At 59.4% G+C, this 14717-nt stretch carries 13 protein-coding genes; 8 read left to right on the top strand and 5 right to left on the bottom strand.

From position 1 onward, the window contains the following. Positions 1 to 23: 23 nt before the first annotated feature. The 4 genes from QOM10_RS12185 to yecR all read left to right on the top strand — a co-directional run bounded on the left by QOM10_RS12185 (position 24) and on the right by yecR (position 3735). Positions 24 to 1400: a pyridoxal-phosphate dependent enzyme gene (locus tag QOM10_RS12185; protein WP_127926881.1), complete on the top strand. Its 1377-nt coding sequence runs from the start codon at positions 24 to 26 to the stop codon at positions 1398 to 1400. Further along, positions 1397 to 2569 (top strand): cystathionine gamma-synthase, encoded by a 1173-nt coding sequence (locus tag QOM10_RS12180; RefSeq protein WP_316918141.1) that lies wholly within the window; start codon positions 1397 to 1399, stop codon positions 2567 to 2569. Before QOM10_RS12185 ends, QOM10_RS12180 begins: the two co-directional genes overlap by 4 nt. 510 nt (positions 2570 to 3079) lie before the next feature. Then, positions 3080 to 3394, top strand: a complete 315-nt coding sequence (locus QOM10_RS12175; RefSeq protein ID WP_127926879.1) for a hypothetical protein — start codon at positions 3080 to 3082, stop codon at positions 3392 to 3394. 32 nt (positions 3395 to 3426) lie between these two features. Beyond that, positions 3427 to 3735: a YecR family lipoprotein gene (gene yecR / locus QOM10_RS12170; protein WP_007918065.1), complete on the top strand. Its 309-nt coding sequence runs from the start codon at positions 3427 to 3429 to the stop codon at positions 3733 to 3735. A 101-nt stretch (positions 3736 to 3836) separates the two neighbouring features. Here the strand turns inward: yecR and QOM10_RS12165 are convergent, their stop codons facing one another. Further along, positions 3837 to 5459 (bottom strand): hybrid sensor histidine kinase/response regulator, encoded by a 1623-nt coding sequence (locus QOM10_RS12165; RefSeq protein WP_316918140.1) that lies wholly within the window; start codon positions 5457 to 5459, stop codon positions 3837 to 3839. A gap of 115 nt (positions 5460 to 5574) precedes the next feature. Here QOM10_RS12165 and QOM10_RS12160 point away from each other — a divergent pair, with 115 nt between their 5' ends. Beyond that, entirely contained in the window at positions 5575 to 6180 is a 606-nt protein-coding gene (locus tag QOM10_RS12160; protein WP_150751921.1) for a LuxR C-terminal-related transcriptional regulator, read from the top strand. A 90-nt stretch (positions 6181 to 6270) separates the two neighbouring features. Here the strand turns inward: QOM10_RS12160 and QOM10_RS12155 are convergent, their stop codons facing one another. From QOM10_RS12155 to QOM10_RS12140, 4 genes are all read right to left on the bottom strand, one after another. Then, positions 6271 to 6651, bottom strand: a complete 381-nt coding sequence (locus QOM10_RS12155; protein ID WP_127926876.1) for a fe2+ zn2+ uptake regulation protein — start codon at positions 6649 to 6651, stop codon at positions 6271 to 6273. A 132-nt stretch (positions 6652 to 6783) separates the two neighbouring features. Then, positions 6784 to 9000 carry a TonB-dependent siderophore receptor gene (locus QOM10_RS12150; protein WP_316918139.1) on the bottom strand — a complete coding sequence of 739 codons (2217 nt, stop codon included), beginning with the start codon at positions 8998 to 9000 and terminating at the stop codon, positions 6784 to 6786. Between the two features lie 110 nt (positions 9001 to 9110). Further along, on the bottom strand, positions 9111 to 9512 hold the full coding sequence (locus tag QOM10_RS12145) for a ParB N-terminal domain-containing protein (RefSeq protein ID WP_127926874.1): 402 nt from the start codon (positions 9510 to 9512) through the stop codon (positions 9111 to 9113). 25 nt (positions 9513 to 9537) lie between these two features. Continuing rightward, entirely contained in the window at positions 9538 to 10428 is an 891-nt protein-coding gene (locus tag QOM10_RS12140; RefSeq protein ID WP_127926873.1) for an HpcH/HpaI aldolase/citrate lyase family protein, read from the bottom strand. Positions 10429 to 11042: 614 nt separating this feature from the next. Between QOM10_RS12140 and QOM10_RS12135 the strand changes: the two genes are divergently transcribed. From QOM10_RS12135 to QOM10_RS12125, 3 genes are read left to right on the top strand one after another with little or no spacing between them, the layout of a single operon-like run. Continuing rightward, on the top strand, positions 11043 to 12437 hold the full coding sequence (locus QOM10_RS12135; RefSeq protein ID WP_316918138.1) for a Y4yA family PLP-dependent enzyme: 1395 nt from the start codon (positions 11043 to 11045) through the stop codon (positions 12435 to 12437). A 14-nt stretch (positions 12438 to 12451) separates the two neighbouring features. Continuing rightward, on the top strand, positions 12452 to 13495 hold the full coding sequence (locus QOM10_RS12130) for a PLP-dependent cysteine synthase family protein (protein WP_077573287.1): 1044 nt from the start codon (positions 12452 to 12454) through the stop codon (positions 13493 to 13495). 28 nt (positions 13496 to 13523) lie between these two features. Further along, positions 13524 to 14684 (top strand): NAD/NADP-dependent octopine/nopaline dehydrogenase family protein, encoded by a 1161-nt coding sequence (locus QOM10_RS12125; RefSeq protein WP_150751917.1) that lies wholly within the window; start codon positions 13524 to 13526, stop codon positions 14682 to 14684. The last annotated feature ends 33 nt before the right edge of the window (positions 14685 to 14717 follow it).

The raw sequence follows: 14717 nt of genomic DNA, 5'->3' as shown, positions 1-14717 counted from the left end.
CAACACCATTAAGAGGTGAAGAAATGTCAAAGGAATCACGCCCTGCCGTACTTGGGCTGATCGGCAATACTCCGCTTGTGCAAGTCACCCGCTTCGACACCGGGCCGTGCACGCTGTTTCTCAAACTTGAATCGCAGAACCCCGGCGGTTCGATCAAGGACCGCATCGGTCTGGCGATGATCGACGCCGCCGAACGTGATGGTCGCCTGCAACCCGGCGGCACCATCGTTGAGGCCACCGCCGGCAACACCGGCCTGGGCCTGGCACTGGTTGGCCGCGCCAAAGGTTATCGCGTGGTGCTGGTGGTGCCAGACAAAATGTCCACCGAGAAAGTCCTGCACTTGAAGGCCATGGGCGCCGAGGTACACATCACCCGCTCCGACGTCGGCAAGGGCCATCCCGAGTATTACCAGGACGTCGCCGCCCGTTTGGCGAAAGACATTCCCGGCGCGTTTTTCGCCGATCAGTTCAACAACCCAGCCAACCCGCTGGCCCACGAATGCAGCACCGCGCCGGAAATCTGGGCGCAGACCGAACATGATCTGGACGCGATCGTCGTCGGTGTCGGTTCGGCCGGCACGCTGACCGGCCTGAGCCGCTTCTTCAAGCGTGTGCAACCTGATCTGGAAATGGTCCTGGCCGACCCGGTCGGTTCGGTGATGGCGCAATACAGCCGTGACGGCTCGCTGCCGACGCCCGGTTCATGGGCGGTGGAAGGCATCGGCGAGGACTTCATTCCGTCGATCACCGACCTCTCCAGCGTGCGCCATGCCTACTCGATCAGCGATGAAGAAAGCTTCGATCATGCCCGCCAATTGCTCAAGGCCGAAGGTATCCTCGGAGGTTCGTCGACCGGCACCCTGCTTGCCGCCGCACTGCGTTATTGCCGCGAACAGACCGAGCCGAAACGTGTGGTCAGCTTCGTCTGCGACACCGGCACGCGCTATCTGTCGAAGGTCTACAACGACCAGTGGATGACCGATCAAGGCCTGTTGCAGCGCAAGGGTTACGGTGACCTGCGTGACCTGATCGCCCGGCGTTTCGAAGACGGCCGCGTGATCAGCGTCGGCCCTGACGACACGTTGCTGACCGCGTTCCAGCGCATGCGCCTGGCGGATGTCTCGCAGTTGCCGGTGCTGGTGGAAGGCAAGCAACTGGTCGGTGTGATCGACGAATCCGACATCCTGCTGCCGGTGCACGAAGACGCCGCGCGCTTCAGCCAATCGGTGTCCAGCGTGATGACCGACAAGCTGCAAACCCTTGCCCCCGGTGCCAGCCTTTCCGAGCTGGAAGCGGTGCTCAGCCGTGGCCTCGTCGCCATCATTGCCGACGCGTCGGGCTTCCATGGCCTGATCACCCGCACCGACATGCTCAACCAATTACGGAGATCCCTCGCATGAGTCAGCACGACGACAATTCCCAAGGCTTCGCGACCCGGGTGATCCACGCCGGGCAGACGCCAGACCCGACCACTGGCGCGCTGATGCCGCCAATCTACGCCAACTCCACGTACCTGCAAGACAGCCCCGGCGTGCACAAGGGTTTCGATTACGGCCGCTCGCACAACCCGACGCGTTTTGCCTTGGAGCGTTGCGTGGCGGATCTGGAAGGTGGCACCCGCGCATTCGCGTTCGCTTCCGGGCTGGCGGCGATTTCCACGGTGCTGGAATTGCTTGATGCCGGCTCGCACATCGTCTCCGGCAATGACTTGTACGGCGGCACCTTCCGCCTGTTCGACAAGGTCCGTCAGCGCAGTGCCGGGCACCGCTTCAGCTTCGTTGATCTGGCCGATCTGTCGGCGTTCGAAGCGTCGTTGCAAGACGACACGCGCATGGTCATGGTCGAGACGCCGACCAATCCGCTGCTGAGCCTGTCGGATCTGGCCGCGATCGCGCGTATCTGCCGCGCTCGCGGGATTATCTGCGTAGCCGACAACACCTTCGCCAGCCCGTATATCCAGCGGCCGCTGGAGTTGGGTTTCGACATCGTGCTGCACTCGACCACCAAGTACCTGAACGGTCACTCCGACGTGATCGGCGGCATCGCCGTGGTCGGCCAGAACGAAGAACTGGCCGAGAAGCTGGGCTTTTTGCAGAACGCCGTCGGTGCGATTGCCGGGCCGTTCGATGCGTTTCTGACCCTGCGCGGGGTGAAAACCCTGGCGCTGCGCATGGAACGTCATTGCAGCAACGCGCTGGATCTGGCGCGGTGGCTGGAACAGCAGCCACAGGTCAAACGCGTCTACTACCCGGGGCTGGCCTCGCATCCGCAGCATGAATTGGCCAAGCGGCAGATGCGCGGTTTCGGCGGGATGATTTCCGTCGATCTGAACAGTGATCTGGCGGGCGCGCGGCGCTTCCTTGAGAACGTGAAGATCTTCGCCTTGGCGGAAAGTCTCGGTGGCGTGGAAAGCCTGATCGAGCACCCGGCGATCATGACCCACGCGACCATTCCGGCTGATACCCGCGCAAAACTGGGGATTGGCGATGGTCTGGTGCGTCTTTCGGTTGGCGTTGAAGACGTCGAAGACCTGCGCGCCGATCTGGCGCAGGCGCTGCAATCGATCTGACCTTGCAGGAACGACAAAGCCCGCATAAAGCGGGCTTTGATGTTCGAGCAGGCGGCCAGTGCTGGTCTCTGGCTTACAAGGTTTATCGGGCTTCCCACAGTACCGGGCCAAATTGAAAAGTTACGGCCTCGGCTGCTTCACACGGCATAAGGGCTGGATCTCAGCGCGGAGATCTTTCTAACCGTGTACCTTTCGGAGCGCGCCCCACGCCCCCTTGCTATCCGATTGCGCATCAGTCTGCGTCTTCGCCTACATCTTTGAGCCTAGCAAAGGCTCGCCCGATCGCCCCGGCGTTTTTAGACCGATTTGAGCTTCGCCCGAATCGGGCAGGAAGAGAAGCGCCTAATGCCCGTCGATCCCCCCACTGCACTAGCACATTTGTGCTAATCGACCGCCCTCTCACCTGACGTTATATTCCCCCGCAACCCACGATGTTCCTCAACGCTGCCTGTTCGCAGCGTGCGGGATCGTTGTGCCTGGAAATCAGAACAACACCAAGGAAGAAACACCATGAAACTCCATGCAGGCCTCTGCAAGATCGCCGTGGTCGGCGCCGTGCTGCTCGGCGTGGCCGGCTGCCAGACCGTCAAACCCACTGAAGCGAGCATGAAAGAACGCGCGCAAACGGTGATTGGTAAACCGGTGTCGAAAATCGACAACATCCGCAACGACAGCACCCTCACCTACTACACCGCGTACACCCCGGCCGGGGAATACAACTGTGAATTGCCCAGCGGCGTAATCATCGCCGTGGCGAGCATGGGCATTATGTCGCCGCCGCTGTCGTGCCTGCCGAAAGGCGCTTCGCCAATCCCACTGCAATAACTTCTCCGCCCGGTAAAGGACACCGTTCGCCCATGAAAACCCTGATCGCAACACTCACTCTCAGCGCCCTTTTCCTCACTGGCTGCGCCACGCCGAAACAGTGGGAAGCCACCGGCGGCAGCAAAAACGATGGCGTCGTCCAGGTCTCTTATGAGCTGGGCCAATTCGAAAGCGGCCAGACCAGCGCGGAACAAGGCCTGACCGTCGCCGCCCAACGCTGCAAGACCTGGGGCTATAAAAACGCCGAGGTCACCGGCTCCGAGAAAAACATCTGCCGCACCATGGGCCAGTACAACTGCCTGCAAACCACCATTACCCAGGATTACCTGTGCAAACGCTGAGCACGCATTAACTCGTAGGAGCTGTCGAGTGCAACGAGGCTGCGATCTTTTGATTTTGATCCTGAAAATGAAGATCAAAAGATCGCAGCGTGCCGCAGCTCCTACAAGGCTCGGGTTTGCGGTCGGCGGTCGCGCAAGGTTCGCAACGTCGCGCGCAGCTCGGCCGGGCGCACCGGCTTGGACAAGATCGCGATGTGGCGGTCGTGCAGGGCGGCCTGGATTTTTTCGACGTCATGTCCGGTAATGATCATCGCGGGCACTGCCCAGCCCCTCCGCCTGCGTACGTCGTCGATACATTCGATGCCGGTGGCATGAGTGCCGAGGTCATAGTCAGCGACGATGATGTCGCAATCGGTGACCAGGTCCTGAGCCGTCAACTCTGCCTGAACCACACAGCCCCAACGCTCCAATAGCGCCGAAGTCGCGAGCAATACGTTGCGATCATCCTCCACCAGACACACCTTCAACCCGGTCAGCAAACCGACCTGACGTGCTTCATCCCGATTGACCGTCACCTGCGGCGGCGCGGTGATCGGCAAGCCGTACAAAGTCACCGCCGTACCCCGCCCGAGCCGCGAGCGCAGGGCAACGTTCACACCGATCAACTCGCCCAGGCGCTTGACGATCGACAGCCCCAGCCCGACGCCTTCGACATCCTTGTCGCGTACCTGGCGCACCCGATAAAACTCCTCGAACACCTTGGCCAGATGTTCTTCGGCGATACCGTTGCCGCGGTCATAAATCACAATGGCCAGCCCTGCTCCGCGCCGGCGCACACCGATCAGCACCGGCCGATGCGCGCCATATTTGAAGCAGTTGGAAAGCGCGTTCTGCACCATGGTCGCCAGTAACGCCGGATCGGTTTGCACCCAATACTCACAGGGGCGCAAACGCAACTCCACTCCAGCCCAACGCGCTGCTTCAGCGTTCTGGCGAATCAGATCCGCGAGCCACTCACCTAAATTGACGGTTTGCAGTTTGGGCAGAACACGGCCGTTATCGAGGGTGTACAGATCGAGAATCGAGCGGAACAGTTGCGAAACATTGAGCAGCGATCGATCGATGTTATCGACCAGACGCCGCTCCTCATCGCCCAACCGCGACTCCCGCAGGCACGCGGTAAACAGCCCAATCGAATGAATCGGCTGGCGCAGATCATGACTGGCCTGGGCGAGAAACCGCGACTTTTCCAGACTCGCCGCCACCGCCTCTTCGGAGGCCTTGCGCGTACGCTCCAGCAGCAAGTGCGCATAAAACGGGATCACCGTGCTGGTGATGATCAGCATCAACACCATGAACGGTTGCGCCTGCCACACCGGGGTCAGGCGATAAACACACACCAGCGCCAGCAACGCCAATGCCGTGGCAATCGCCAGATAACGCGAGCCATAGCGCATACCATTGCCGAGGTTGACCCAGATGATCACCGCATACAGCGGCAACGCCGCCTCGCCACCGACCACCAGGCCAAAGCAGGTGCCGGTGTAATCGTGGACCATGGCGAAAATCCGCCGCGCCGGGTAATGCCCCGGCCAGCGTGCAATCGCCTGACGCAAACCGATCGAGGCCAGCAAAAACAGGATGATGTATGTGACAACCGGCAGATAGGTATCGAAGCGCTGGCCTGGCAAAAAACCCAGTATGAGCATGTAAACCACGGCAATACTGGCGATGATGATGCGCAGATTGGCCTGGTCGAGTTCGGTGTTTTTCTCGAACTTCATGGTTAAACGTCCTTGTGCGGCAATCGTCAGTTTCCGAATCAGCCTACAGGCAACCTTCGCGCCCGGTGCTAAGGTGCAAGCCTTGAGTAACGCCTGACCCAGGGAGGGTCACGCCATGACATGCCGAATTATCATAGCCGACGATCACCCGCTGTTTCGCGAGGCGATGCTGCGTACGGTACAGCGTTTGCTGCCCGAGGCCGTTATCGACGAAGCCGGCGATCTCGACGCCGTGCTGGCGCTGCTGCCTTTGGGTGATGAGCCGGACACATTGATTCTTGACCTGCGTTTCCCCGGGCTCACGTGTGTGAACCAGCTCGCCGAACTTCGTCGACGCTTGCCGCGTACCACGCTGATTGTGGTGTCGATGGTCGATGACGAGTCGTTGATCAGCGAAGTCATGGCCGCCGGTATCGACGGTTTTATCGGCAAAAACATCGCTCCGGACGAAATCGGTCAGGCAATTCTGGCAATTCGCGAAGGTGAAGTACTGGTGAAGTTCGCACCCTCAGGCCTGCTGCCGCTGGAAACCGGCGCCGCTCTCACGCCTCGTCAGCAAGACGTACTGCGCTTGATTGCCCAAGGCAAGACCAACAAGGAAATCGCCCGTGAACTGGATATCTCACCGTTCACGGTGCGCATTCATGTGTCTTCTTTATTACGCACGCTGAACGTGCCCTCACGGGCAGCCGCCGCCGTGAAATACACGGGGACTCTGTAGGAGCTGCCGAAGGCTCGGGCCGCGATCGGACGATCTTTTGATCTTGTCTTTTAAAAAACAAAGTCAAAAGATCGCAGCCTTCGGCAGCTCCTACACGGGATCTGTGTGTTGCTGCAGCAATTCCATGGCCTCAGAGGAAAATCGGTAGGTCTTGTCACTCCCGAGCACGATCAGCCCCTCTTCACCCAGACGCTTGAGCACTTCACGCACACTGACGAACGACAGCTCGGGCGATGAAGACTCGACAAACGCATGCACACCATTCACCCCGATCCCATGCCCGTCGCGGCCGGCCACCACCAGTGCATTGATGACTTTGAAGCGGATCAGGCTGGTGCGCAGTCCGAAGTGGCGCAGCAGTTCGCGAATATGCGTATTGGCGCTGCGATCAAACTCAAAGGCCAATGGGTTGTTCGCTGTCCGAAAAGCCAACGGTGCGTTTACCGCGCCAACGCCTGGGTTGTTAAACATGGCGAATACTCCTTGTTTTAAAGGTTCAGGCGGACAGCAATTGCTGCCCGCCTGCCGACCACGTGTCGGACAGGCAACGTGATCGTGACTATCTATATAGAAGCTCACGACAGCGCCGCCCCTCCCGCCCCGTCAGAAATCGACCGTGGCCGACAGCTGCAAGGTCCGCGGGTAACCCGGAGAAAACGCGCCGTAGGACGCCACGCCCGACCAGTACTCACGATCGAAGACGTTCTGCACGGTGGCGCGGAACGTCGTTGGCCGGCCTTCGATTTTGGTCGCATAACGCGCGCCGGCGTCGACGCGGGTCCAGGCATCCAGTTCCTGAGTGTTAGCCTGGTTGACGTACTGGCTGTCGGTGTAGATCGCCCCGCCGGTGAGGGTGAAGCCTTCAAGCCATGGCGTGTCCCATTCGGCCCATACGTTGGCTTGCACGTCCGGCACGCCGACCGGTTTGTTGCCACGGTTGGCCTTGGTCGCCGAATCGGTCAGCTCGCCGTCGAGCACGGTCACGCCGCCCATCAGGCGAGTGCCCGGGGCCACTTCGCCGAACATGCTCAATTCAACGCCACGGTTACGTTGTTCGGCCTGCACCGAGAACACGTTGTCGGCACCGACTTCGCCACTGGGTTTCTCGATCTGGAACAACGCCAGCGTGGTCATGAACGTACCGTGCTCGTACTTGACGCCAATCTCATGCTGCTTGGATTCGTACGGGGCGAAGGTTTCGCCGGCGTTGGACGCCGTGCCCGGGGCGATGTCGCCCTTGCTCAAGCCTTCGACATAATTGTAGTAGAGCGAAACGTCTTCCCAAGGCTTGACCACCACGCCAACCAGCGGGCTCGTGGCGTTGTCCTTGTATTTCGAACTGACCGCACCGGCCGCGTTGTAGTTACGCGATTCGATGTCCTGGCGACGCACGCCAAGGGTCAACTGGAAGCGGTCATCGAGCATCGACATTGTGTCGGTCAACGCCACGCCGGACAGCTCCGATTCGGAAACGCGCAACACCTTTGGCGAGTTGATGTACTGCTGCGGCCTGTCGATCGGGTGGTAGATATTCGACAGGATGGCCGTGCCGTTGTTGATGCCGCGTGACAGCTCATCCTGATACCGGGTCGCCATGACCGTGGTGGTGTGAGTGATCGGGCCAGTGGCAAACACACCACGCATACCGACGTCAGCCGTCGAGCGATCAACGTTGAATTTGTAGTAGCCGGGAATGTTGCTGGTATCACCGGCGTCATTGAGAATTCTCGGCACCTGGTCGGACAGGCGTTTGACGTCGGATCTACCACCGCCGGCATGAGCGAACACGGTGACGTTGTCGGTCAGGTCATATTCGCCACCGAGCAACGCCGACTGCTCTTTGGTATCCGACCAGCCCCAGTCCTGCGAGTGATTGGTGCGGCCGTTCGGCGCAGACGGCACATCAACGCTCGGCGCAATGGTGAAGGGCCGCGAAGCGCCCTCCCAGCTTTCTTTCTGGCTGATGTAATCGAGGTTCAGGCGCAGACGCTCGCCGCGATAATCCAGCGCGATCGCGCCGACACCGAGGTCGCGATGCTGATCATCGACGGCGGTATCGCCACCCTGCAGGTTGCCGTTGAAACGCACGCCGAACTGGTTCTCCGAACCGAAGCGCCGGCTCAGATCCAGATGCCCACCGACCTGAGAATCCGAGGCATAGGTGCCGGTGAACCGGGTCAGGTCTTCATCCAGCGGACGCTTGGGCACGATGTTGATCACGCCGCCGACGCCGCTGTTCGGCGAGATGCCGTACATCAGCGCGCCCGGCCCTTTGAGCACTTCGACGCGCTCGGCGTAGTCGGTGAACACCCGATAATTCGGCGCGACACCGTAGACACCGTCGAACGCCAGCTCACCAAGGTTGCCTTCGCCAATCGGGAAGCCACGGATGAAAAACGAGTCGACAATTCCGCCAGTCTGCCCGGTTGAGCGCACCGAAGGATCGCGCTCCAAGGCGTCGGCGACGGTCACGGTTTGCAGATCAGCGAGGGTTTTGGCGGTGTAGCTGGTGACGCTGAACGGCGTGTCCATCACGTCTTTGTTGCCCAGCATGCCCAGCCGTGCGCCGCGCGCCACCTGGCCGCCGGCGAGGGTTTCCGGCAACGCGGTCGCGCCGTTGTAACGGGCGTTGACGTTGGTGGTGTCGAGGGTCAGCGCGTCCGGCGCGGCGTTCGCAGTCGGGTCGGCGGCAACGCCTGGTTGCTCGGGGCTGGCGGCCCAAGCGTTGGCGCTTCCTGCGACCAAAACGAAATTCAGCATGGCGGTACGCACGGCGAGTGCTAACACCCGCTCACCGCAAGGACGACTGACAACAGGCATGACGTGAGGATCCTTTTCATCGAGGGAAAATGGTAATCACTCCTATTGCCAGTCGATCTGCGAAAAAGTATCACCCGCAGTAAAGTTTTTTTGCTGTGGCTCGATCAGGGTCAGGCGTAGAGACTTTCCAGGGGGATCGCGACGACCGGCAACGCAGGGTCAAACGCGTGCCGGGTGGTCTTGTAAGGCAAAATCTCGCCGCGAGCGATGGTGGTGAAAATCCGCGCCACCTCGAACGCCTGCCCGGTCTGCCAATGCCGCACACAGACGCGCGGATCGGAGTAGTCGAGCTGGATGCACGGCACCCGTTTCAAACCCAGCTGCAACGCCGCGGTGAAACGGTGATTACCATCCATCACGATGCCGCGCGAACGCTCGACGATGATCGGTTCCAGCCAATGCCCGGCGCGGACAATCGACTCGCGCAGCAGCGTCACGTTGGCCGGATCGACCTGCTCCGACTGCAACACGTCGCACAGTGGCCGCAGCGCAATCTGATAACCGTGATCCATGATGATCTCCTGATTCGCCGGGGATTCAGCAGGCATCGGCGCGGGCAACCGGCGCATGCTGGCTGGCCACATCGAGCAGGCGTTGGGCGTGTTCGATCAGCGGCAAGTCGACCATCTCGCCGTCCACCTGCACCGCGTGGCTGCCCGTGGCGACCGCTCGCATCACGCGATCGGCCCACGCCAGTTGGCGCGAGTCTGGCAGGAAGGCGCGCTGCACCGTCGCCAGTTGCCCGGGATGGATGCACAGTTTGGCGCCGAAGCCCAGCGAACGCGCGTATTGCGCGTCTTGGGCAACCACCGCCAAGTCGCTGATTGCCGGCGTCACGCCGTCGATCGGCGACGGCAGATCCGCCGTGCGCGACGCCAGCACGATGCGGTTGCGGGCAAACAGAAACGCCTCGGGCACCTGGCTGCAGTTGATATCGAGCGAGAAATCCAGCGAGCCAAACGCCAGCCGCGCCACGCCCGCAATCGCAGCGATCGACTCGACCTGCTGCAGGCCTTTCGCGGTCTCGATGATCGCGACGATCGCCAGCGTCGGTTGCCACTCCAGCAAGCGCTCGACCGCCCGCGCCAGCGTCTCGGGACATTCGGCCTTGGGCAGGAAAATCCCGCTGCAACGCTCGGGGTAACGCATGTCGCTGAGCCAGCTCAGGTCCTGGCGAAACAGCGAACTGCTGACGCTGTTGAGGCGAATGTAACGCTCACAAGCAACGCTCGGCGTTTTCTCCTGCCACGCCTGGATGGCGTCACGGGCGGCGGCTTTGCTGTCAGGATGAACGGCATCCTCGAGGTCGAGAATGATCGCGTCCGGCCCTGCTTCGCAGGCTTTGGAAAAACGCTCGGGACGGTTGCCCGGCACGAACAGGTAGCTGATCGCGAGTGGCGCTTTGCGGCTGAGTCGATCGGATTGCATGGCGTTGCTCCTTTGACGTGAACCCGTCGTGGTTTGTGAAAATTTTCAGGCCCGTTCAACGGCAGATTTGCCTGCCGTTCCGGGGCTTATCGCAACAGCCCTTAACGCCTTATTGATCAAGCAATTAAGAGACTTTTTAATCTCGGGACGAACGAGTCCTTGAGCGTGTAAATACACGTTCATGGATTCGCCTTGAGCAGGTTGTTATTGAAAAATATTTGAAAACCTTACTTGATAATCGTTCCTGTTCGCAATATTGTTCACGCCGCCAAGAGGAACTATTCTCGTTTCAAAGCAAGTCATCGGCATCTGCAAAAGTACCTGTCAGTGATGTCACTTAAACATCAGCTACAGGCTGCTACAGGGCAATGGCCAGCAACTAATGGCCATTCAGTACATCCGCACAAACCTTATGGAATGGGGTTCTCATGCAATTGTTTTGTGAACCATTTATTACGATCAGGGCTACAGATCCAATAACGGATTTCACTTGGCATCCGCCTCCACGTTGTTTAAAGCCTCGACGCTGACGAGTAAAAAAGACGACCTGCATCGATAACGATCGGTGTTCGAACTATCAATGGCGACGCAACTTTCGACGCCAGGGGTTAACTATGCCTACAACAAATAAATATGCTGCTGAACAGCCGTATAAAGTTCTTCACCCGGAGATGTTAACGCCGCTGATCGACCCGGTTATTTCCACGCTTATCAACAAGTTCCCGAACAAACTTACAGACTTGGTGGAACAACAGGGCTCGCCGTTAAATCTGGTCTGGCCCCATGCGTTTGAATTAAACACGCAAGCGCTGCTGAACGTGTTGAAGCAATACCAAGTGCCCCATGCCATTTTCTACGGGGCCAAGGCCAACAAGTCGCAATGCATGCTCGGCGCTGCAGCGAATTCGGGGATCGGCGTCGATGTGTCGAGCATTCACGAGTTGAATGCTGCCCTGCGCGCAGGTGTGCCAGGCGCAAATATCTGTGCCACAGGACCGGCCAAAACAGCCGTTTTCCATCAAGCGCTGATCAGCGCCGGTTCACTGATTTGTGTGGATTCGCGGGAGGAATTCGATCACCTGCATAGCGTGATTCCAACACAGCCAGGACCGACGAAAACCAGAGTTCTATTGCGTTACAGACCGAAAAGCAGCCAGAAGAGCCGATTCGGAATGGGCTCGCAAGACCTGCTGCAATGCCTGCAACGGTTAACAGAACAACCTGAGCTTTTTCACTTTGAAGGTTTCCATTTTCACCTCGGCGACTATGGATTCGAATCCCGCGCACAAGCCTTTCGCGAGGTCAGCGGATTTATCGAAGCGGCCAGGGAAATGGGCTTGAATCCGCAGATGATCGACATCGGTGGTGGCTTGCCGATTCGTTATGTCGAACCTGAGACCTACGCTCAGTTCCTGCAAAATGACAATAACCCGAGCCACTATTACAACCAGAAAGTTCCCGCCACTTATTATCCTTACGGCAGTGAACTGACCGCGACACAATGGCTGACATTATTGCTCGAAGCCGAGCATTCGCAGGGTTTGTCGATTGCCAATTACTTGCAGGCTCAGAATATAACGCTCGCACTCGAACCCGGCCGAAGTCTGGTCGATCAAGCCGCCATGTCAGTATTTCGCGTCACGCGCAGCAAACAATTGGCTGACAATAAAACCGTGATCTTCGTGGAGGGCAGCAGTTTCAGCGCTTGCGAAACCTGGTTTACCTCGGAATATCTGGTAGATCCGATACTCATCAGCACCACACAACAGCCAAACACCCCGACTCAGGCTTATATCGCCGGCCATAGTTGCCTGGACGATGACGTCATTACCCATCGCCTGATCAACTTTGCGACGGCACCGCAAACCGGTGACCTATTGATTTATATCAACACCGCCGGTTACCAGATGGACTTGCTGGAAAACGAGTTTCATCGCCATCCCCTGCCCCGGCGGTTGACGGCGACCTGTTGTACGGAAGGTAACTATGCGTTTTCACCTGACTACTAAAGGGAACAATTGCAATGATCTTGAATAAAGTCTCTGACCTTATTGGTAATACACCGATGTTGGGCATCGATGTTCCGGATACCAACGCGCGATTGTTGTTGAAGATTGAAAAGAACAATCCCGGCGGCAGTATCAAAGACCGCATGGCGCGCAACATGGTGCTGGCGGCGCTCAAGTCCGGTCGCCTGAAACCCGGCGGTGTCGTTGTCGAGTCGTCGTCGGGCAATACCGGGATTGGTCTGGCCATGGCCGCGGTCGAGTTCGGTCTGCATTTCATCGCCGTAGTCGATCACCACGCCGCGCAAGACAAGATCGCCGTGATGAAGGCCCTCGGTGCCGACATTCGTTTCGTCAAAGGCACTTATCGCGAAGATGAAGTCGCGGTGGTCGAGCGCCAACAGATGGCCGCCGAGCTGGCGAGCGAGATTCCCGGCGCGGTGTTCATGAACCAGTCCGACAATGCGGCCAATGCCGGCGGTTACAGCGATTTCGTCCGCGAAACCATTGTGCAGGCTGAAGGTGTTGTCGGTGCTTACGTCGGTTGTGTCGGCACCGGCGGTTCGATGACCGGCATTGCGCGCGGCTTGAAAGTGCACAACCCGGACACCGTCACCGTCGCGGTGGAGCCGGCCGGTTCGATTGTCTTCGGTCACCCCGGCTACCCGTACTACCAATCCGGCACCGGTACACCGGCCGGCGACACCGTGGGTCTGGTGCTCGACTACAGCTGCATCGATCTGGGCGTGCAAGTCACCGATTCGCAGGCGTTCGAAACCGCGCGCTATATCGCGCGCAACTTCGCCTTGCTAGTCGGCGGCTCCACTGGCGGTGCGATTTTCAAGGCACTGGAGTTGATCCACAAAGGCGTGCTGAGCGGCAACGTCGTGGTGCCGATTGCCGACGGCGGCGAGAAATACCTGCATACCGTGTTCGACGACAAGTGGCTGCAGGAGCGCGATCTGATCGACCCGAGCATCGCCCCGCAACTGGACGCCTGGCTGGGCAAGACCCACTGGCTGGACAGCGTTTCCGCGCCGCTGCAACTGAGCGTCGCATGACCCACCCTTCACACAGGAACGCCTCTCGATGAATCTGTTGAAAGTCGCCATCTGTGGTGGCGGCAGGACCGGCCATCTCAACGCCATCCTGTTCAAGCAGCTACCCAATGTTCAGGTTTCGATGCACACCCATAATCAGGAGGTCATCGAACACCACGTCCGTCACACGCCGATGCAGGCCTTGTTGCCGGACGGCTCGTCGCTGAGCGCCCGACTGGACCGGGTGACCAGCGACGCGAAAGCCGCGGTGGAAGATGCCGACATCGTCATCATCACCGTGCCGGCCCATGCGCGTCCGCAAACGTTGAAAGATATCGCGCCGCATCTGACCACCAGCAAACCGGTGTTCATCGGCGCTATTCCCGGTTTTTGCGGTTTCGACTGGCTGGCCGAAGCCACCCTGCCCGATCGACCGAACGTGGTGATCTGGGGCATGAAGGATGTGCCGCACACCGCGTTCGAATTGACCCCCGGACGCTCGATCAAAATGGGCGGCGGCAAAAGCCAGTTGTACGTCGCGACCCACGCCCGGGAGCCACAAACCGCGCGCCGCCAATTGGAAAAAATACTCACGCGGCTGTACGGCCCGTGCGTGACGATGCTCAAGCATTTTCTGGAAATCACCCTGACGCCGGGCAACCCGATCATGCACAGCTCGGTGATCTACGGCCTGATCGGCCCCTACGGCCAGTGGCACCGCAAGATCTTCCCGCAACGCATGTGCTGGTGGACCGAATGCCCGGAACTCGGCGCGTATTTCCTTGAACGCATGGATCAGGAAAGCCAGGAACTGTGTGCGGTGATCAGCCAGCGACTGGGCATCGACCTGTCCTCGGTGAAATCGCTGAAACAGGAAATCGTCGAGGCTTACGGCGAGCAGATCCGCGACCCGAGCAGCATGCTCTCGATCCTGCGTACCAATCAGGCTTACAACGACATCCTCGCGCCGATGGTGCCGGCCGCCGACAACCGCGCCGGTTACGTGATCGAGCGCGAGAGCCGCGCCTTCAACGAAGACGTCGCTTATGGCCTGGTGCTGCTGGTGGAAATGGCCAAGCGTTTCGACTTCAAGGTGCCTTACATCGAGGAAGTCCTGCAGTGGAGCGTGGCCTACATGGAAGGCCTGCGCGGCTCGGCACTCGACTATTTCCCGCGCCAATGGCCGCACACGACAAGCGCCGCCGCTTGATCTTTTTATTCAATTTTCGATGAGCAGACCGCT

The organism is Pseudomonas sp. P108 (genome assembly GCF_032613195.1).
Classification (GTDB): Bacteria; Pseudomonadota; Gammaproteobacteria; order Pseudomonadales; family Pseudomonadaceae; genus Aquipseudomonas.
The sequence above is the reverse complement of the archived record's forward strand: the minus strand, read 5'-3'. Positions and strand labels throughout refer to the sequence as shown.

Bases quoted from the DNA above. Each gene is read 5' to 3' on its own strand.
- QOM10_RS12185 (WP_127926881.1), top strand. From the start codon at position 24: ATGTCAAAGGAATCACGCCCTGCCGTACTTGGGCTGATCGGCAATACT.
- QOM10_RS12180 (WP_316918141.1), top strand. From the start codon at position 1,397: ATGAGTCAGCACGACGACAATTCCCAAGGCTTCGCGACCCGGGTGATC.
- QOM10_RS12175 (WP_127926879.1), top strand. From the start codon at position 3,080: ATGAAACTCCATGCAGGCCTCTGCAAGATCGCCGTGGTCGGCGCCGTG.
- yecR (WP_007918065.1), top strand. From the start codon at position 3,427: ATGAAAACCCTGATCGCAACACTCACTCTCAGCGCCCTTTTCCTCACT.
- QOM10_RS12165 (WP_316918140.1), bottom strand. From the start codon at position 5,459: ATGAAGTTCGAGAAAAACACCGAACTCGACCAGGCCAATCTGCGCATC.
- QOM10_RS12160 (WP_150751921.1), top strand. From the start codon at position 5,575: ATGACATGCCGAATTATCATAGCCGACGATCACCCGCTGTTTCGCGAG.
- QOM10_RS12155 (WP_127926876.1), bottom strand. From the start codon at position 6,651: ATGTTTAACAACCCAGGCGTTGGCGCGGTAAACGCACCGTTGGCTTTT.
- QOM10_RS12150 (WP_316918139.1), bottom strand. From the start codon at position 9,000: ATGCCTGTTGTCAGTCGTCCTTGCGGTGAGCGGGTGTTAGCACTCGCC.
- QOM10_RS12145 (WP_127926874.1), bottom strand. From the start codon at position 9,512: ATGGATCACGGTTATCAGATTGCGCTGCGGCCACTGTGCGACGTGTTG.
- QOM10_RS12140 (WP_127926873.1), bottom strand. From the start codon at position 10,428: ATGCAATCCGATCGACTCAGCCGCAAAGCGCCACTCGCGATCAGCTAC.
- QOM10_RS12135 (WP_316918138.1), top strand. From the start codon at position 11,043: ATGCCTACAACAAATAAATATGCTGCTGAACAGCCGTATAAAGTTCTT.
- QOM10_RS12130 (WP_077573287.1), top strand. From the start codon at position 12,452: ATGATCTTGAATAAAGTCTCTGACCTTATTGGTAATACACCGATGTTG.
- QOM10_RS12125 (WP_150751917.1), top strand. From the start codon at position 13,524: ATGAATCTGTTGAAAGTCGCCATCTGTGGTGGCGGCAGGACCGGCCAT.